Here is an 18,607-nt window from a genome sequence, read left to right on the forward strand (position 1 = left end):
GGATTGATGATCTTGGGCGAGACTGGGCCGAACGGGTGAGTGTGAGGCGCTCCTCGGGGGCCGCCGAGGCAGGTCGCGGAAAGTGGCAACTACTCAGGCCCCCTGTTCGTCCTGCACTATGAAGGCCAGTGAGCGCGCACGGCGCGCCGGGGTGTCGGAGGTGGCGGATGGCCGTTCAACCGTGGGGCGAGCAGGGCCCCGGGTACGGAGGACGGCCGCCCCAGGTACCGGCCAAGCCGTACGCGCAGCCGCAGCCGTACGCCCAGTCCTACGCGCAGCCGGCGCCGATGCCGCAGTCGGCGATGCGGGCGGCCCACACCGACCGGGACCGCACCGTCGACGTGCTGAAGGCCGCGTACGCCGAGGGCCGGCTCTCCGCCGACGAGTACGGCCAGCGCTTCGACGCGGCGAGCGCCGCGCAGACGTACGGCGAGCTGGCCCGGCTGGTGGCCGATCTGCCCTCCGGCCCGATGGTGACGCCGATGCCGCCGATGACGGCGGTCGGCCAGCCGGTGCCGCAGACCTTCCTGCTGCCGCCCCCGCCGGTGCCGACCCGCCCGACCAACAGCACGGCCGTGGCGTCGATGGTGCTCGGCCTGATGGGGCTCGGGCTGCCGGCCGTGATCACCGGGCACATCGCCAAGGCCCAGATCCGGGAGCGCAACGAGGAGGGCGACACCATGGCCACGGTCGGCCTGGTCTTCGGCTACCTGGCCAGCGCCGTCTACACCCTGCTGATGCTGGCCCTGATCGCCTGATCGCCTGATCGCCTGATCGCCTGATGGCCTGAGCGCCTCAGCACCTGAGCGCCTGACCGGCCGATCGCCCCCGCCCGCCCGGCCCCCCGGCGGGCGCCCGCCCCGGTGGCGGCGCCCGCCGGGGTGTGGTAGAGCGGCAGAAGAGCGGTTCGTCACCGGGAAGTCGTGCGCGCGACACCCCGGCGCCGCCCGGCCACCGCCGCGACCTGCGGCGTTGCATTTGTTTTGACCGAGCCCGATGCGCTAGGTACGCTCTGACCTTGTGCCTGGGGTGTCCCCGGGTCCTTGTGCGTGCATGCACACCGGCCGCCGCGCCGAGCCGGAGCGCCTCCCAGCGCTCCGCGCGTTGAGCGCCGTCGCTGTACATCAGCTCATGGGATTCCGTGTCGGAATAAGCCCAACACACCCGACCGCGTGGGTCGACCACGGGGTCGTGTGCGATGGAGACACCGCAGGTTAGTTTTACCAAGCCTTGGCACACAGAAAACGGAGAAACGGTGCCTACGATCCAGCAGCTGGTCCGAAAGGGCCGGCAGGACAAGGTCGAGAAGAACAAGACTCCCGCGCTGAAGGGCTCGCCCCAGCGTCGCGGCGTCTGCACGCGTGTGTACACGACCACCCCGAAGAAGCCGAACTCGGCGCTTCGTAAGGTCGCCCGTGTGCGCCTCACCAGCGGGATCGAGGTCACCGCTTACATCCCGGGCGAGGGCCACAACCTGCAGGAGCACTCCATCGTGCTGGTGCGCGGTGGTCGTGTGAAGGACCTTCCTGGTGTCCGCTACAAGATCATCCGCGGTTCGCTCGACACCCAGGGTGTCAAGAACCGCAAGCAGGCTCGCAGCCGCTACGGCGCCAAGAAGGAGAAGTAAGAATGCCTCGTAAGGGCCCCGCCCCGAAGCGCCCGGTCATCATCGACCCGGTTTACGGCTCCCCGGTCGTCACCCAGCTGGTCAACAAGATCCTGCTGCACGGCAAGCGCTCCACCGCCGAGCGGATCGTCTACGGCGCCCTCGAGGGCGTCCGCGAGAAGACCGGCTCCGACCCCGTCGTGGCGCTGAAGCGCGCGCTGGAGAACGTCAAGCCGGCTCTTGAGGTCAAGTCCCGCCGTGTCGGTGGCGCGACCTACCAGGTTCCGGTCGAGGTCCGTCCGGGCCGCGCCAGCACCCTGGCGCTGCGCTGGATGGTCGGTTACTCCCGCGCCCGTCGCGAGAAGACCATGACCGAGCGCCTGATGAACGAGATCCTCGACGCCAGCAACGGCCTGGGCGCTTCCGTGAAGCGTCGCGAGGACACCCACAAGATGGCCGAGTCCAACAAGGCCTTCGCGCACTACCGCTGGTAGTCCGAACCCCGTCACTAGACAGAGAGAGAACGAGCCACCATGGCTGCAACCTCCCTTGACCTCGCCAGGGTCCGCAACATCGGGATCATGGCGCACATCGACGCGGGCAAGACCACCACCACCGAGCGGATCCTGTTCTACACCGGTGTCTCGTACAAGATCGGTGAGGTCCACGATGGCGCTGCCACCATGGACTGGATGGAGCAGGAGCAGGAGCGCGGCATCACGATCACGTCGGCCGCGACGACCTGTCACTGGACGCTCGACGGCGTCGACAACACCATCAACATCATCGACACCCCGGGTCACGTCGACTTCACCGTCGAGGTGGAGCGTTCGCTGCGCGTCCTCGACGGTGCCGTCACGGTGTTCGACGGTGTCGCCGGCGTGGAGCCCCAGTCCGAGACCGTGTGGCGGCAGGCTGACCGCTACGGCGTCCCGCGCATCTGCTTCATCAACAAGCTGGACCGCACGGGCGCGAACTTCTTCTTCTGCGTCGACACCATCGTGGAGCGCCTCGGCGCCACCCCGCTGGTGATGCAGCTCCCGATCGGTGCCGAGGCGGACTTCCAGGGCGTTGTCGACCTGGTCCGCATGAAGGCGCTGGTCTGGACGGCCGAGGCCGCCAAGGGCGAGATGTACGACATCGTCGACATCCCGGCCGACCTGGTGGACCAGGCCGAGGAGTACCGCGAGCAGCTGCTGGACACCGTGTCGACCGTCAGCGACGAGGTGATGGAGCTCGCCATGGAGGGCGAGGCCGTCCCCGAGGAGCTGCTGATCGCCGCGATCCGCAAGGGCACGCTGAACTCGGACTTCACGCCGATCTTCTGCGGCACCGCCTTCAAGAACAAGGGCGTTCAGCCCCTGCTCGACGCGGTCGTCAACTACCTGCCGTCGCCGCTGGACATCGAGTCCATCGAGGGCACCAAGCCCGGCGACGACACGGTCAAGATCTCCCGCAAGGCGTCGGACGACGAGCCGCTCGCGGCTCTGGCGTTCAAGATCATGTCCGACCCGCACCTGGGCAAGCTCACCTTCGTCCGGATCTACTCCGGGCGCCTTGAGGCCGGCACCGCCGTCCTCAACGCGGTGAAGGGCCGCAAGGAGCGCATCGGCAAGATCTACCGCATGCACGCGAACAAGCGTGAGGAGATCGAGTCGGTGGGCGCCGGCGACATCGTCGCCGTCATGGGTCTCAAGCAGACCACCACCGGTGAGACCCTGTCCGACGAGAAGCACCCGGTCATCCTGGAGTCCATGGACTTCCCGGCCCCGGTCATCCGCGTCGCGATCGAGCCGAAGTCCAAGGGCGACCAGGAGCGGCTCGGTACCGCCATCCAGCGCCTGGCCGAGGAGGACCCGTCCTTCCAGGTCAACACGGACGAGGAGACCGGCCAGACCATCATCGCGGGTATGGGCGAGCTGCACCTCGAGGTGCTGGTCGACCGTATGAAGCGTGAGTTCAAGGTCGAGGCCAACGTCGGCAAGCCGCAGGTCGCGTACCGCGAGACGATCCGCAAGGCCGTCGAGCGCATCGACTTCACGCACAAGAAGCAGACCGGTGGCTCCGGCCAGTTCGCGAAGATCCAGATCGCGATCGAGCCGATCGAGTCCGGCGAGGGCTACGAGTTCGTCAACAAGGTCACCGGTGGCCGCGTGCCGAAGGAGTACATCCCTTCGGTCGACGCCGGTTGCCAGGAGGCCATGGAGTTCGGCGTGCTCGCCGGCTACCCGCTCCAGGGTGTCCGCGTGACGCTGCTCGACGGTGCCTCGCACGACGTCGACTCCTCCGAGCTCGCGTTCAAGATCGCCGGCTCGATGGCATTCAAGGAGGGCGCCCGCAAGGCCTCTCCGACCCTGCTGGAGCCGATGATGGCCGTCGAGGTCACCACGCCCGAGGACTACATGGGCGATGTGATCGGCGACATCAACTCTCGCCGTGGCCAGATCCGGTCCATGGACGAGCGTTACGGTGCCCGCGTCGTTTCGGCGCTGGTGCCCCTCTCCGAGATGTTCGGCTACGTCGGTGACCTGCGCAGCAAGACCTCTGGTCGCGCAAGCTACTCGATGCAGTTCGACTCGTACGCCGAGGTTCCGCGGAACGTGGCGGACGACATCATCGCCAAGGCCAAGGGCGAGTAAGGACCGGCGCGAGCCGAGTCCTTGCCCGAGCTCGCAGGACATCCCGACATTCGGGACGATTGCGAACCCTTAGGCTATTAGGAGGCGAACCCGGGGGAACCCACTCGGATTCCCCCGGGGGCCTCCGCCCCCACCCGCGGGACGGCATGGGGCGCACTCCAGCGCCGCATACCCAACCCGATCAAAGACCAACTGACGTCAGCACGGCGTACAGAACTGTCCTCAGGAGGACTGCAGTGGCGAAGGCGAAGTTCGAGCGGACGAAGCCCCACGTCAACATCGGCACCATCGGTCACATCGACCACGGTAAGACGACCCTTACCGCGGCCATCACCAAGGTGCTGCACGACGCGTACCCGGAGATCAACCCCTTCACGCCGTTCGACCAGATCGACAAGGCGCCGGAGGAGCGGCAGCGCGGTATCACCATCTCGATCGCGCACGTCGAGTACCAGACCGAGGCGCGTCACTACGCCCACGTCGACTGCCCGGGTCACGCGGACTACATCAAGAACATGATCACCGGTGCGGCCCAGATGGACGGTGCGATCCTCGTCGTCGCCGCCACCGACGGCCCGATGCCGCAGACCAAGGAGCACGTCCTCCTGGCCCGCCAGGTCGGCGTCCCCTACATCGTCGTCGCCCTGAACAAGGCCGACATGGTGGACGACGAGGAGATCCTGGAGCTCGTCGAGCTCGAGGTCCGTGAGCTCCTCTCCGAGTACGAGTTCCCGGGCGACGACCTGCCGGTCGTCCGCGTCTCCGCGCTGAAGGCGCTGGAGGGCGACAAGGAGTGGGGCGAGAAGCTCCTCGGCCTGATGCACGCGGTCGACGAGGCCATCCCGACCCCGGCCCGCGCCGTGGACCAGCCGTTCCTGATGCCGATCGAGGACGTCTTCACGATCACCGGTCGTGGCACCGTCGTCACCGGTCGTATCGAGCGTGGCATCCTCAAGGTCAACGAGACTGTCGACATCATCGGCATCAAGGAGACCAAGACCACCACCACGGTCACCGGTATCGAGATGTTCCGCAAGCTGCTCGACGAGGGCCAGGCCGGTGAGAACGTCGGTCTGCTCCTCCGTGGCATCAAGCGCGAGGATGTCGAGCGCGGCCAGGTCATCATCAAGCCCGGTTCGGTCACCCCGCACACCGAGTTCGAGGCCCAGTCCTACATCCTGTCGAAGGACGAGGGTGGCCGTCACACCCCCTTCTTCAACAACTACCGCCCGCAGTTCTACTTCCGTACCACGGACGTGACCGGCGTCGTGACCCTCCCCGAGGGCACCGAGATGGTCATGCCGGGCGACAACACCGCCATGACGGTCGTGCTGATCCAGCCGATCGCCATGGAGGAGGGCCTGAAGTTCGCCATCCGTGAGGGTGGCCGCACCGTCGGCGCCGGCCAGGTCACCAAGATCCTCAAGTAATCGAGGCTCTGGACCTGCCTGTGTCACACAGGTGAAGTCCGAAGGGCCCCGCACACCTCGGTGTGCGGGGCCCTTCGGCGTGTCAGATGTGTCCGCACCGTGTGGATCAAGTGGCAGGGCCCTTCATTGGTTGTCTGGATCGTGCTGCTATCCTGGCCCCTCACTGATTTCTCCCTCCTCGCTGTCCATGATCCTCCGGGTACGGAGGGAGAAGAATTCCCGCTGGTGTGTCGTCCCAGCACGGGTCATACCTTCACGGTCGCTCTCGGACACATAGGGGACAGGCGAACAACAATGTTCAACTCAACAGCCGGGGCAGATGGCCCGGCGGTCCGACCGGTCCCGCTGCTCTCGGTCGTGATGCCGATCTACAACGAGCAGGAGGCCCTGCCGCTGACGGTCCAGCGCCTGCGCCCGATCCTGGACGAGCTGGGGATCGACTACGAGGTCGTCGGCATCGACGACGGCAGCACCGACGCCACGCCGGCGATCATGCAGAAGATCCACCAGGACTGGCCGGAGTTCCGGATCGTCCGCTTCGCGCGCAACTCCGGTCACCAGGCGGCGCTGACCGCGGGCATCCACCGCGCCCACGGCGACTACGTGGTGTCCATCGACGCCGACCTGCAGGACCCGCCGGAGAAGATCCCCGAGATGCTCGCGCTCGCCCGCGAGAAGAACCTCGACATCGTCTACGGCGTGCGCGGCGACCGCGGCACCGACACCTTCTTCAAGCGGCGTACGGCCGGCGCCTACTACTGGCTGATGCGCAAGCTGGTCGGCAAGAACATGCCGAACCAGGCCGGTGACTTCCGCCTGCTCAGCCGCGCCGCGGTGGACGCGCTCAAGGCGATGCCCGAGCACCAGCCGGTCTACCGCCTGCTGGTCCCGTGGCTGGGCTTCCCCAGCGGCGAGGTCGTCTACGTCCGCGAGGAGCGGGTCGCGGGCAGCACGCATTACCCGCTGTCCAAGATGGTCCGTCTCGCCATCGACAGCATCACCAACTTCTCCGCCAGCCCGCTGCGGCTCGCCACCTGGCTCGGCCTGCTGAGCTTCGTGCTCTGCTTCTGCCTGGGGATCTACACCACGGTCGAGTACGCGCTCGGCAAGACCGTGCCCGGCTGGTCCTCGCTGTTCGTCGGCATGCTCTTCCTCGGCGCCGTCCAACTGGTCTGCATCGGGTTGCTCGGCGAGTACGTCGGCCGGATCTACTCGGCGGCGCAAGCCCGGCCGGCCTACTTCGTCGGCTTCGACTCCGCGGAAGAGGGCGCCCCGGCCACCGCCCGCCCGAGCGAGGCCTCGTACGCAGGCTGACAGACGCTCGGTCAGCGGCGGCGGCACGACCACTGACGGAGCCGTGTCGCGCGTGGTCGCGGCACGTTGGCAGAGTCGGCACGACAGAACGGACAGCATGGGCACGGAACGAACCGCAACCCCGACGCAGGAGTCCGGCGGAGACCGGCCCGGTAGACCCGGCGGGCCTGTACCGCTGACGGTCGATCAGGCGGTCGAGCCGGTCCTGCGGCGACTGCGGCAGTTCGCACCGGCCGTGGCGGCCTACCTGGTGTTCGCCGCCCTGCTGCTGGCCGCGGATACCTCGCCGGCCGACGTCGCCCGCTACACCGGCTACGCGGTCTGGGCCGTGCTGCTGCCCGGCACCCTGGTGTTCCGGGCGCTGCGGCGGCGCCCCCACACCTTGGTCGAGGACCTCGTCCTCGGCGCCGCCACCGGACTCGTCCTCGAACTCGGCGCCTGGGCTCTGCTGGTCTCGTGCGGCTTGCAGGACCTGGCGATCGCCTGGCCGCTGCTCGTGGTCGTGCCCTTCGCGGCGGTTCCCGCACTGCGCCGGCACTGGCGGCCGACCGGCTATCGCCGGCAGACGGAGGGCTGGTCGTGGGCGATGGCGGGCGCGGTCGCGCTCACCTCGGTCTACTACTACGAAGTGTTCCTCTCCCGGTTCCCGATCCTGCCGCAGGACGAGACCACCCGTCAGTACGGCGACCTGCCCTACCTGCTTTCGCTCGCGGGGAACGCCAAGCAGAACTTTCCGCTGACTCTGCCTCAGGCGGCGGGCGAGCCCCTGCACTACCACTGGTTCACCTTCGCCCACATGGCGATGGGTGACCTGGTCGGGCACATCGACCTGCCGGTGATCGAGATGCGCTTGATGGTTCCGGCCCTCAGTGCACTGGGTGTCCTGATCACCGCGGTGGTCGCCCAGCGGCTCAGCGGCAGGGCCTGGGCGGGGCCGGTGGCGGCCGTACTGGTCTTCGCGGTGGGCGAGTTCACCGCGGCGTACCCGAACAACGTCAGCAGCTGGACCTTCGGTGCTCCGGCCGTGCGGCTGATGTCCTTCGCGAGCCTGTCGCTGGCGTACAGCCAGCCGCTGCTGATCGCGCTGATCGGGGTCGTCGGCGACGCGCTGAGGCGGGGTAGGGAGGGGGCCGACGGGGGCATCCCGGCACTCGGCCGCGGTGCCTTCGTGCTGACCGCGCTGTTTGCGCTGGCTTCGAGCGCTGCCAAGGCGAGCTCCCTTCCGGTCACGCTCGCCGGCCTGGCCTTCGCCGGGCTCATGGTCCTGATCGGCACCCGGCGCGTCCCCTGGACCATCGTCGGTCTCGGTGCCGTCGTGGCCGCGGCGCAGATCTTCGCGACGGCTGCGATCTTCAACTTCGAGAGCTACGGCCTGGAGGTCATCCCCTTCGGGAACATCCAGGCCTACTGGGCCGACCCGCAGCACAACCGGACGGCGACGGCGCAGGCGGCGGTGGTCGGCGCGACGCTGATCATGTTCGTGTTGAACCATCAGCTCAAGCTGGCGGGCATCGTGCCGCTGATGTGGCGCAGGCGGCTCAGGCTGGACCCGGTGCAGTGGTTCCTGCTCGGTGGCGCGCTGGCCGGGCCGGCCGCCTATCTGGCCGTCTTCGGATTCAACGCCAGCTACTTCACCCTGGCGGGTCTGCCCTTCGGGGCCCTGCTCTCGGCCTGGGGCTACTGCGAGGCGTTTGACCGGGCCGCTCTCCGGGGCCGGGCCAAGGTCGTGCTGGGCGCCGGTGTGCTGGTGCTGATCGCGGTGCTGACCTTCGTGTTCTACCGCCATGCCGCCGACTGGTCGGCGTTCGCCTACCGGGTCCTCGGCGGAACGGGCGGTTGGAAGTCGTACTCCCCGCTGGTGCCGGCCCTGGTCGCGGCGGGCGGCCTGGCAGTTCTCGCCCTGGTCTGCGCCTCGGTCTGGTGGGGTCTGGCGCGGGTCGTCCCGTCGTTGCGGCGTCGGGGCGGCATCGTCCTGCTGACCATGACGCTGGCCGTCGGTGTGCCGGGGCTGGCCCTGGACGTCCTGCAGGCGCGAAACGTCGTCTGGGAGGGGACGTGGATCCTGCCCGCCACCCAGGTCGACGGGGCGCGCTGGGTGCGGAGCCACAGTGATCCCAGCGATGTGGTGGCCACCAACAGCCACTGCTGGCAGTTCGACGACTACGCCAACGGCCCCTGGTGCGACAACTACCGCTCGCACTGGCTGGGCGCCTACTCCGAACGCTCGGTGCTGATCGAGGGCTGGGCGTACGCACCCCGGCTCATGGCGACGGCGGGGGGCCAGGCGGCGACCACGGCCCCCTTCTGGGACGAGGCGCTGTTCAAGCTCAACGAGGACGCCTTCTACCACCCCACACCGGATGTCCTGCGCCGTCTGAACGACGACCACGGGGTCCGCTACCTCGTGGTCGAGCGCAAGGCCGGCGTCGAGTCGCCGCTCCTCAAGGACCTGGCCAAGCAGGTGTTCGACAACGGCCGGGTGGCCGTGTACGAGCTCTCCTGACCCGACGATCGAATCATGGGCATCCAGATGGTCTCCACCGACAAGCCGACCGTGCCGACACAGGACGGTCGGGCCGCGGAGCAGCCGGGCGGCTCGGCCAAGCGCCAGGTCCCGTCCTTCCTGGTGATCGGCGTGCTGAGCACGCTCTTCTACCTGGGCCTGTACGTGGGCGCGCGGCAGCTCGTGAACCCCCAGGCGGCGAACCTGATCGCCCTGGCGGTGAGCGCGGTGGCCAACACCGCGGCCAATCGGCGCTTCACCTTCGGGATCACCGGCTCCGAGGGGGCACTGCGCCACCAGCTCCAGGGCGCGGTGGCGTTCCTGATCGGGCTGGGGCTGAGCAGCGGGGTGCTGGCCCTGCTGGACGTCGTGGCGCCGCACGCGACGAAGGTGGTGGAGGTGGGCGGTCTCATCGTGGCCAACGGCCTCGCCACCGTCGTCCGCTTCCTGCTGATGAAGGTCTGGGTGTTCAAGGACTGACCGGGCGCGCCCCGGGCCGGTGGCTCTCGGTGCCGGGCCCCTGGTCGGGGGCCCGGCACCGGTTCCCGCTCAGGTCGAGCGGACGGGCTTCGGCTCCGCCGGGGCGTCCGGGGTACCGTCGCGCCGGCGACGGTCCTTGAGCCGGGCGACCGGCCCGGGCGTCCAGTCCTTGAGGCGCATCGCCGGCGACTCGACCAGGTGCCAGGAGAGCGCGGCCAGGACGAGCGTGCCGGCCAGTGCGCAGGCGAGGAAGCCCACGGTGCCGTACCTCGCGTAGCCGAGCATCGCGAGCGCCTGCTCGACCGTGAAGCCGTAGATGTAGATCCCGTACGAGTAGTCCGCCCTGCGGCCGACCCGCTGGAACGGCGCGGGGAGCCTGATCGCGAGCCAGAGCAGCAGGTAGGCGAAGGCCGGGTAGCCGATCACGAAGACCCCGCCCCAGCGCAGCGTGGCCAGGAGGGTCAGCGCGGCCAGCAGCGCCAGGCCGTCGTGGACCGGTACCCGCTCCCGGTAGAGCTGGAAGGTCGCGCCGATCAGGAAGACGAAGGTCAGGTGGACGATGAAGTGGACGCTCAGCGAGCCCAGGAACGGGACGTTCACGCCGGAGCCCAGGTCCCCCGGGATGCCCCGCCAGCCGGGTGCGTCCAGCCAGTCGTTCAGGATCAGCACCCAGAGCCCGGCCGCGGCCAAGGGTACGAAGCGGCGGGCCCGCAGCAGGACTCCGCCGGCCGCCAGCGTCGCGACGACGAGGTAGCAGAGGAGCTCGTACTTGAGCGACCACAGCGCACCGTTGACGCTGCCGTCGAAGTTGGTGCCGCGCCGGACGCCCTCCGCCATCACGCCCGAGACGTCCCAGCCGCCGGTCAGCGAGGTGTTCCAGGTGCCGGTGAGGTAGGTCTTCGGGCCGTTGGGGTGGCCCCAGAACCCGTCCAGGGTGTGGTGCTGCCACTGGTACAGCAGCGGCATGATGACCAGGGTGGAGATCAGCAGCGAGCCCCAGAGGCCGGGCAGGATCCGCAGCAGCCGGTGCCAGCCGAAGCGGCCGACGGTGGTCCGCCGCCCGCTGCCCGTGATCATGAAGCCGGACAGGACGAAGAAGCCGACCACGGCCATCTTCCCGATGTCGGTCTGCTCGCCGCTCTGCTTCCACAGCGGGTCCAGATGGCCCCAGGCGAGCGGATAGACGTGCGAGACGACCACGGAGGTGGCCAGCAACAGCCGCAGCAGGCCGAAGCTGTTGGCACGGCCGGAGAACAACTCGGCCAGTGTGCCCCGGGAGTGGAACAGACTGCGGGGTCTCATGAGGTCCTCGAGGGCTGGATCGGAGCCGGCCCCGGGAGCCGCGCGTCGGGCAGACCGCGCGGTCCCCGGGGCCCGGCCCTGCTTACGCCTGCGGAGCGGCGATCTGGGCCTCCCAGAGGTCGCGGACGGCCTCGCGCAGGGTGCGCCGGGGCTCCCAGCCGAGCCGCTCGCGGGCGACGGTGATGTCGAGCTGCTGCCACTCCGTCTCCGGGCCGGTGCCGTCCGGCGCGGGGACCTCGGTGATCTCGGTGGGCACCCCGCTCTCCTCGATCAGCAGCTCGACCAGCAGCCGGGCGGAGGACGCGGCGCCGGTGCCGATGTTGACGACCGGCGGCACGTCCGGGCGGACGGCGGCGAGCAGCACGGCGTCCAGGGTGTCGCCGAGGTCGACGAAGTCGCGCTGGGCGGTGAGCGGCTGCAGCGAGAGCTGAGCGGTCTCGCCGGCCCGGCGGGCGGCGTCCAGCTTGGCGGCCATCACCCCGAGCAGGCTGTGACCGGGCTGGCCGGCGCCGACCACGTTGCCGAGCCGCAGCGACACCGCGTCCAGCCGGCCGGCCTCGACGGCGCGGACGACGGCCTCGGTGGCGGTGAGCTTGAGCTTGCCGTACTCCATCACCGGCGCGGCGGGGTCGCTCTCGCGCTGGCTGGTGCCGACCGGCGCCATGCCGTACTCGTGCACGGTGCCGAGGTGGACCAGGCGAGCGGGGGAGGCCATCGCGCAGACGGCCTCGATCAGCCGGTCCACCAGGACCACGTTGGCCTGGTACATCTGCTCGTCGTTCAGGCCCCACATGCCGCCGGCCGCGTTGACGACGGTGTCGATCCGCTCGCGGTCGAGCAGCGCGGTGAGGTCGGCGGCGGCGTCGGAGGAGATGTCGAAGGCGACGAACCGGCCGGGCGCCGGCACGGCCGGGGCCTTGCGGGCGAGGCTGACGACCTCGGCGCCCTGCTCCAGCAGGCGGGCGCCGACCACGCGGCCGATGAAGCCGGTGCCGCCGAGGACGGCGACCCGGGAGGGGGCCGGGTGCGGTGCGGTCATGTGCGGTGACTCCCTGGGACGGTGATGGGGCCCGGACGGTGGACGGCCCGGGACGGTGGCGGCTGGGTCAGCGGGGGCGGGCGGCGGTGCTGGTGGCGTTGCGCAGCAGGGCCTTCGCCCCGTCCCACTGGCCGGCGCGCATCGCGCCGGGCACCAGGGTGAGGGCGTGGATCCGGGCCGAGAGGTGCATCCGGGAGGCCTTGGCGGCCCGCGGCCAGCCGTGCGCGTCCAGGCGGTCGGCGGCGTCCAGGAAGTACCGGCGGGCCTCGGTGAACCGGGTGCCGCTGTAGGCGGACTTCGAGGAGATGCTGACGGTGTGCCGGCGGTACTGGAACGCCCGGACGTCGTCGACGACCATGTGCTCGCCGGCCTGGAGCAGGTCGATGACGAGCGCGAGGTCCTGGATGATCTCCAGGTTGTCGCGGAAACCGGTGGTCCGCACGGCCTCGGTGCGCCAGCAGATCGACGGGAAGTACAGCCAGTTGCCCTTGAGCAGGCTGACCGCGAGCTCCTCGCCGCCCCGCAGGGTGCGGCCCTGCTGCTTGGGCGCGTAGATCCGGCGCTTGGCCTCGTCGGCCAGCGAGCTGGTCGGCTTCCCGTCGCCGTCGATCACCTGGACGCCCGGCTGGATCATCGCGACGCCGGGGTACTGGGCCAGGATCGAGCGGATGGTGGCGACGTAGTTGGGCAGCATGATGTCGTCGGTGCCCATGAACATCATGTACTCGTACTCGGCCATGCCCAGGCACTTGCGGTAGTTGCCGGTGACGCCGAGGTTCTGCTCGTTCCGGAAGTACCGCACCCGCGGGTCGCCGAGCTCGGCGAACCACTCCGGGACGCCGGGCTCCCGGCCGTCGTCGACGACGGTCAGCCGCCAGTCGGGATCGCTCTGCGCCAGCACGCTGCGGACCGCGGCCTGCATCAGCGCGACGTCGCCGTAGTACGGAAGCAGGATTTCCAGAGTGGTCATGGTGGAGGGCACATCCGCTGGTCTGAGTCGGGGCCGGGTGCGGGGCGAGGACCCCGCGGCGGGCCCATCATACTGAGCCGGTCGGCGGCTCCCGCCGGGGCGGACGACGATGCCCGGGCCCGCGCCGGAGGGCGGCGGGCCCGGGCATCGGGCGGTTCAGCGGGTGCGCAGGCTCTCGGTGAAGGCGAGGCACTTCTCGTAGTCCGGCAGCAGGCCGGTGGCGAGCGCCTCGGCCAGCGAGGGCGCGGCGTCGTCCCGGGCGGACAGCTGCGGGGCGTCGGTGGGCCACTCGATCCCGAGGTCCGGGTCCAGCGGGTGCACCGCGTGCTCACCGGTCGGGTTGTAGGTCTCGGAGCAGACGTAGGACAGCGTGGCGTCGTCGGTCAGCGCGCAGAAACCGTGGCCGAGGCCCTCGGGGATGTAGACCGACCTGCGCTCGGCGTCGTCCAGCCGGACGAACTCCCAGCGGCCGAAGGCGGGGGAGCCCACCCGCAGGTCCACGATCACGTCGAGCACGGCGCCGCGCACGCAGCTGACGTACTTGGCCTGGCCGGGCGGGACGTCGGCGAAGTGGATGCCGCGCACGACGTCCTTGGCGGACACCGAGAGGTTGCCCTGGGCGAACTTCAGCGGGTGGCCGACCACCTCTTCGAGCCGGTCGAAGCGGTACCACTCCATGAACAGGCCGCGCGGGTCGCCGTGCTGCTGCGGGGTGACCTCGAAGGCGCCGGGGATCGAGAGCTCACGGAACTTCACCGGGCCGCCTCCTCTTCGAGCAGCGCGATCAGGTAGTCGCCGTAGCCGCTCTTGCACAGCGGCTCGGCCAGCTCGCGCAGCTGCGCGTCGTCGATCAGGCCGGCCCGCCAGGCCGCCTCCTCGATGCAGCCGATCTTGAAGCCCTGGCGCTCCTCGATGACCCGGACGAACTCGGAGGCCTGCACCATCGACACGAACGTGCCGGTGTCGAGCCAGGCGGTACCGCGGTCGAGGATGGTGACGTGCAGCTCGCCGGTCTTGAGGTACTCCTCGTTGACCGCGGTGATCTCCAGCTCGCCGCGCGCGCTCGGGCGCAGGCCGGCCGCGATCTTGACCACGCGGTTGTCGTAGAAGTACAGGCCGGGCACCGCGTAGCGGGACTTGGGCTGGGTGGGCTTCTCCTCGATGGAGATGACCTGGCCGTTGTCGTCGAACTCCACCACGCCGTACGCGGTCGGGTCGGCGACCGGGTAGGCGAACACCATGCCGCCCTGCGGCGCGGTGCGCTGCGCGAGCCGGGTGCCGAGGCCGCTGCCGTGGAAGATGTTGTCGCCGAGGATCAGCGCGACGGGCTCGTCACCGATGAAGTCGGCGCCGAGCACGAAGGCCTGGGCGATGCCCTCCGGCTTCTCCTGGACGGCGTACTCCAGCTTGAGGCCGAACTGGGAGCCGTCGCCGAGCAGCCGCTGGAACTGCTCCTGGTCCTGCGGGGTGGTAATGATCAGGATCTCGCTGATGCCCGCCATGACCAGGGTCGACAGCGGGTAGTAGATCATCGGCTTGTCGAAGACGGGGAGGAGCTGCTTCGAGACTGCTCGGGTCAGCGGCCACAGTCGTGACCCGGTGCCGCCCGCCAAGAGGATTCCACGCATGCGCGCAGCTTATGTGAGGTTCGGAGCCCGCCGCTGACCCGGGGCGAGGGCCCCGGGGCACACCGGTAGACTGCCCGCACTATGCGCATCCTCGTCACCGGCGGCGCCGGCTTCATCGGTTCAGAGTTCGTCCGCCAGCTGCTCGGCGCCGACGCAACGGATCAGATCACCGTCTTCGACAAGCTCACCTACTCGGGCGTCGAGGCCAACCTGGCGCCCGTCGCCGGTCACAGCGGCTACTCCTTCGTGCGTGGCGACATCTGTGACGCGGAGGCCGTCGACCAGGTCATGCCCGGCCACGACGTGGTCGTCCACTTCGCGGCCGAGTCCCACGTGGACCGCTCCATCGAGGGCGCCGGCCCGTTCGTGGTCACCAACGTCCTGGGCACCCAGGTGCTGCTGGACTCGGCCAAGAAGCACGGCGTCGGCCGCTTCGTCCACGTCTCCACCGACGAGGTCTACGGCTCCATCTCCGAGGGCTCGTGGACCGAGGAGTGGCCGCTGGCGCCCAACTCCCCCTACTCGGCCTCGAAGGCCGGCTCGGACCTGCTGGCGCTCGCCTACCACCGCACCCACGGCATGGACGTGGTGGTCACCCGCTGCTCCAACAACTACGGGCACTACCAGTTCCCGGAGAAGGTCATCCCGCTGTTCACCACCAACCTGCTGGACGGCAGGAAGGTGCCGCTCTACGGCACCGGCGGCAACATCCGGGACTGGCTGCACGTCTCCGACCACTGCCGCGGCATCGAGCTGGCCATGCGCAAGGGCCGCTCCGGCGAGGTCTACAACATCGGCGGCGGCACCGAGATCACCAACAAGGAGCTCACCGAGCTGCTGCTCCAGGCGGCCGGCGCCGACTGGTCGATGGTCGAGCCGGTCGCCGACCGCAAGGGCCACGACCTGCGCTACTCGCTGGACATCACCAAGATCAGCGAGGAGCTCGGCTACGCCCCGCAGGTCCGCTTCGAGGACGGCCTCGCCGCCACCATCGCCTGGTACCGCGAGAACCGCGCCTGGTGGGAGCCGCTGAAGGCCAAGGCCACCCTGCGATGACGAACCCGGTGGCCAAGCTGCTGGGGGCGCTGCCCCCCGGTGTGCGGCTCGTCGCGGGGGGCACCGTGGTCCTCGGTGTCTCCTCGTACATCTTCCTGGCCCTGGCCGGGCACAGCTTGGACACCACCCAGGTCGCCGGCGTCTCGATGCTCTGGACCGTGGTCATGTCCGTCGGGTACGGGCTGTTCTCCCCGGTCGAGCTGGAGCTGACCCGCCTGGTGGCCGCCCGTGACGTGGCCGGACAGGGCCCCGGACCGGCGGTCCGGCGGGTCCTGCTGGTCACCGCCGGGGTCCTGGTGGCGGTGCTGGCCGTGATCGCGGCCGCCGCCCGGCCGATCGCGGACCGCTTCTTCTCCGGCGACCTCGGCCTGGTGGCCGGCCTGGGCGGCGCCCTGGTCGGCCTGGCCGTGAGCTCGGTGGCCCGCGGGGCGCTGGCCGGCCTGGGCAACTTCGGCGCGTACGGCATGCAGCTCGCCGTCGACGGCGGGCTGCGGATCGGGCTCGCCGCGCTGATCCCGGTGTTCGGCGCGCACTCCGCGTTCGCGTTCGCGCTGATCCTGGTCGCCGCACCGCTCGCCGCCTCGGCGATCGGGATGCGCTCGGTCCTCGCGGACCGGCGCGGCGGGCCGGCCCCGGTCTGGCGCGACGTGGTGACCGGGCTCGGCCTGCTGACCGGTTCGACGCTGCTGGCCCAGCTGATGGTCAACGCGGCCGTGGTCAGCGTCGGCGTGCTCTCGCCGTCCTCCAAGGCGCTGATCGCCGCCCTGCTGAACGCCGTGGTGCTGGCCCGGGTGCCGCTCTTCGCCTACGCGGCGATCCAGGCCTCCCTGGTCTCCTCGCTCTCCGGCGCCGCCGCGGCCGGCAACCACGGGGAGTTCCGCAAGGTCCTGCTGCGCACCGGCGGCATCGTGGTGCTGATGAGCGCCGCCGCCGGCCTGCCGACGGTGATCCTCGGCCCCTGGGCGATCCGGCTGTTCTTCAAGGCGCAGGACGTGCTGGGTTCGGTGGACTTCCTCTGGCTGGCCCTCGGCACCCTCTGCTACATGCTGGCGACCGTGTTCGGCCAGGCCCTGCTCGCACTCGGGCGCCACCAGCGCCAGCTGCTCTCGTGGCTGGCCGGTTCCGTGGTGCTGGTGGCCGTCACGCTGGTGCCCGGAGACATCGCGACGAGGGTCGAACTCGCCTACCTGGCTGGTGCGGCCGTGAGCGCTGCTGCCATGCTGTGGGCGCTGGCCCGCTCGCTGTCCGCCCCGGCCCGGCCCGTGGCGGAACACCGGGCACCACTGGCGGCACACCAGTCGTCGGAGGTATGACGCCCGTTCTTAGGGCCTGGCACAGCCGGCGGTGGCGGGACGTTCACGCCACGCCTTTAATATGTGATTACCCTTGGCCACGCCACTGCCGCTGAAAGGCGCCTCCAGTCGTGCATCTCACCGTCATCACTTCGATCACCGGCGTGCTGGTGCTCGTCTACATCCTGGAGTTGCTGCGCCGACAGCAACTCCGGGAGAAGTACGCGGCTATCTGGCTCGCGATCGGCGTCGTCGTGGCGCCGCTCGGGTTCTTCCCGACGATCCTCGACTCGACCGCCCGCCGGCTCGGCATCGCCTCCGGCGTGAGCCTCGTGCTCTTCGCGGGCTTCGTCCTGGTCCTGATGGTCTCGCTGCACCTGAGCTGGGAGGCCTCCCGGCTGGAGGCGGAGACCCGGACCCTGGCCGAGGACGTCGCCATGATGCGGGCCCACCTGGCCGAGCACCACGGGTACCCGATCGCACGCAGCAGCAACGACGCCGGCAAGGCGACGGACTCCGGGGTGACGGCATGATCGACGGCAAGCGGGTTCTGATCATCCTCCCCGCCTGGAACGAGGCGGAGGGTCTGCCCAAGATCCTCCACGAGATCCAGCAGAAGCTCCCCGGCGTGGACACCCTGGTGGTCGACGACGGCTCCGTGGACAACACCGCGGCCGTGGCCGCCGCGGCCGGCTCCCGGGTCGCGCAGCTGCCGTACAACCTCGGCGTCGGCGGCGCCATGCGGTTCGGCTACCGCTACGCGCACCTGCACGGCTACGACGTCGCCATCCAGTGCGACGCCGACGGCCAGCACGACCCCGCGTACGTGCCGGCGCTGCTGGAGAAGCTCCAGGAAGCCGACCTGGTCATCGGCGCCCGGTTCGCCGGCCAGGGCAGCTACAAGGTGCGCGGCCCGCGCAGCTGGGCGATGAAGCTGCTCTCGGTGGTGCTGTCGAGGGTCACCCGGACCCGCCTCACCGACACCACCTCGGGCTTCAAGGCCTGCAACAAGCCGATGATCGAGTTCTTCTCGCAGTGGTACCCGGTCGAGTACCTGGGCGACACCATCGAGAGCATGGTCGGCGCCGCCCGCTGCGGCTTCGTCATCCGGCAGGTCCCGGTGGCGATGCGCGAGCGGACCACCGGTACGCCCAGCGCCTCCCCGATCAAGGCGACGATCTACCTGGCCCGCGCCGGCCTGGTGCTCCTGCTCGCGATGATCCGCCGGATGCCCAAGCACCTGAAGACCATCGAGCCCGCGAGCAAGCAGCAGGCCCGCCGCCCCGAGCTGGCCGGACGGTCCTGACGCTCGTACCGGACGTCAGGGGCGGGGCACTTCGGAGCCCGC

The 18,607-nt window shown here is 69.8% G+C and carries 17 protein-coding genes; 12 read left to right on the top strand and 5 right to left on the bottom strand.

What is annotated here, in order from left to right:
• Positions 1 to 167: 167 nt before the first annotated feature.
• From ACZ4UX_RS03560 to ACZ4UX_RS03595, 8 genes are all read left to right on the top strand, one after another.
• On the top strand, positions 168 to 758 hold the full coding sequence (locus ACZ4UX_RS03560; protein ID WP_329488149.1) for a DUF1707 and DUF4190 domain-containing protein: 591 nt from the start codon (positions 168 to 170) through the stop codon (positions 756 to 758).
• A 497-nt stretch (positions 759 to 1,255) separates the two neighbouring features.
• Positions 1,256 to 1,627 (top strand): 30S ribosomal protein S12, encoded by a 372-nt coding sequence (gene rpsL, locus ACZ4UX_RS03565; protein WP_014144289.1) that lies wholly within the window; start codon positions 1,256 to 1,258, stop codon positions 1,625 to 1,627.
• Between the two features lie 2 nt (positions 1,628 to 1,629).
• Positions 1,630 to 2,100: a 30S ribosomal protein S7 gene (rpsG, locus tag ACZ4UX_RS03570; RefSeq protein ID WP_148644378.1), complete on the top strand. Its 471-nt coding sequence runs from the start codon at positions 1,630 to 1,632 to the stop codon at positions 2,098 to 2,100.
• 39 nt (positions 2,101 to 2,139) lie between these two features.
• On the top strand, positions 2,140 to 4,245 hold the full coding sequence (fusA, locus tag ACZ4UX_RS03575) for an elongation factor G (RefSeq protein ID WP_329488147.1): 2,106 nt from the start codon (positions 2,140 to 2,142) through the stop codon (positions 4,243 to 4,245).
• 236 nt (positions 4,246 to 4,481) lie between these two features.
• Positions 4,482 to 5,675, top strand: coding sequence for an elongation factor Tu (gene tuf, locus ACZ4UX_RS03580; protein WP_329488145.1), 1,194 nt, complete (start codon positions 4,482 to 4,484; stop codon positions 5,673 to 5,675).
• A 360-nt stretch (positions 5,676 to 6,035) separates the two neighbouring features.
• A complete protein-coding gene (locus tag ACZ4UX_RS03585; protein WP_465705289.1) occupies positions 6,036 to 6,989 on the top strand; it encodes a glycosyltransferase family 2 protein in 954 nt (317 codons plus the stop codon).
• Positions 6,990 to 7,224: 235 nt separating this feature from the next.
• Positions 7,225 to 9,492: a hypothetical protein gene (locus ACZ4UX_RS03590; RefSeq protein ID WP_465705291.1), complete on the top strand. Its 2,268-nt coding sequence runs from the start codon at positions 7,225 to 7,227 to the stop codon at positions 9,490 to 9,492.
• 15 nt (positions 9,493 to 9,507) lie between these two features.
• Complete coding sequence (locus ACZ4UX_RS03595; protein ID WP_465705293.1) at positions 9,508 to 9,972, top strand: GtrA family protein; 465 nt, start codon at positions 9,508 to 9,510, stop codon at positions 9,970 to 9,972.
• Between the two features lie 69 nt (positions 9,973 to 10,041).
• Here the strand turns inward: ACZ4UX_RS03595 and ACZ4UX_RS03600 are convergent, their stop codons facing one another.
• From ACZ4UX_RS03600 to rfbA, 5 genes are all read right to left on the bottom strand, one after another.
• Entirely contained in the window at positions 10,042 to 11,274 is a 1,233-nt protein-coding gene (locus ACZ4UX_RS03600) for an acyltransferase family protein (protein ID WP_465705295.1), read from the bottom strand.
• Positions 11,275 to 11,356: 82 nt separating this feature from the next.
• Positions 11,357 to 12,313, bottom strand: a complete 957-nt coding sequence (locus ACZ4UX_RS03605) for an NAD-dependent epimerase/dehydratase family protein (RefSeq protein WP_329488137.1) — start codon at positions 12,311 to 12,313, stop codon at positions 11,357 to 11,359.
• A gap of 67 nt (positions 12,314 to 12,380) precedes the next feature.
• Entirely contained in the window at positions 12,381 to 13,283 is a 903-nt protein-coding gene (locus tag ACZ4UX_RS03610) for a glycosyltransferase family 2 protein (protein ID WP_329488136.1), read from the bottom strand.
• Positions 13,284 to 13,439: 156 nt separating this feature from the next.
• Positions 13,440 to 14,039: a dTDP-4-dehydrorhamnose 3,5-epimerase gene (gene rfbC / locus ACZ4UX_RS03615; protein ID WP_329488135.1), complete on the bottom strand. Its 600-nt coding sequence runs from the start codon at positions 14,037 to 14,039 to the stop codon at positions 13,440 to 13,442.
• Entirely contained in the window at positions 14,036 to 14,911 is an 876-nt protein-coding gene (gene rfbA / locus ACZ4UX_RS03620) for a glucose-1-phosphate thymidylyltransferase RfbA (RefSeq protein WP_329488133.1), read from the bottom strand. Before rfbA ends, rfbC begins: the two co-directional genes overlap by 4 nt.
• An 81-nt stretch (positions 14,912 to 14,992) precedes the next feature.
• Here rfbA and rfbB point away from each other — a divergent pair, with 81 nt between their 5' ends.
• The 4 genes from rfbB to ACZ4UX_RS03640 all read left to right on the top strand — a co-directional run bounded on the left by rfbB (position 14,993) and on the right by ACZ4UX_RS03640 (position 18,565).
• Positions 14,993 to 15,967: a dTDP-glucose 4,6-dehydratase gene (gene rfbB, locus ACZ4UX_RS03625; RefSeq protein WP_329488132.1), complete on the top strand. Its 975-nt coding sequence runs from the start codon at positions 14,993 to 14,995 to the stop codon at positions 15,965 to 15,967.
• Positions 15,964 to 17,280: a lipopolysaccharide biosynthesis protein gene (locus ACZ4UX_RS03630; protein ID WP_465705298.1), complete on the top strand. Its 1,317-nt coding sequence runs from the start codon at positions 15,964 to 15,966 to the stop codon at positions 17,278 to 17,280. Before rfbB ends, ACZ4UX_RS03630 begins: the two co-directional genes overlap by 4 nt.
• A 110-nt stretch (positions 17,281 to 17,390) precedes the next feature.
• Positions 17,391 to 17,792, top strand: a complete 402-nt coding sequence (locus ACZ4UX_RS03635) for a DUF2304 domain-containing protein (RefSeq protein ID WP_329488130.1) — start codon at positions 17,391 to 17,393, stop codon at positions 17,790 to 17,792.
• A complete protein-coding gene (locus ACZ4UX_RS03640; RefSeq protein WP_465705300.1) occupies positions 17,789 to 18,565 on the top strand; it encodes a glycosyltransferase family 2 protein in 777 nt (258 codons plus the stop codon). The genes ACZ4UX_RS03635 and ACZ4UX_RS03640 overlap by 4 nt, the downstream gene beginning before the upstream one ends.
• Positions 18,566 to 18,607 lie beyond the last annotated feature (42 nt).

This window comes from Kitasatospora sp. NPDC028961, from assembly GCF_055564815.1.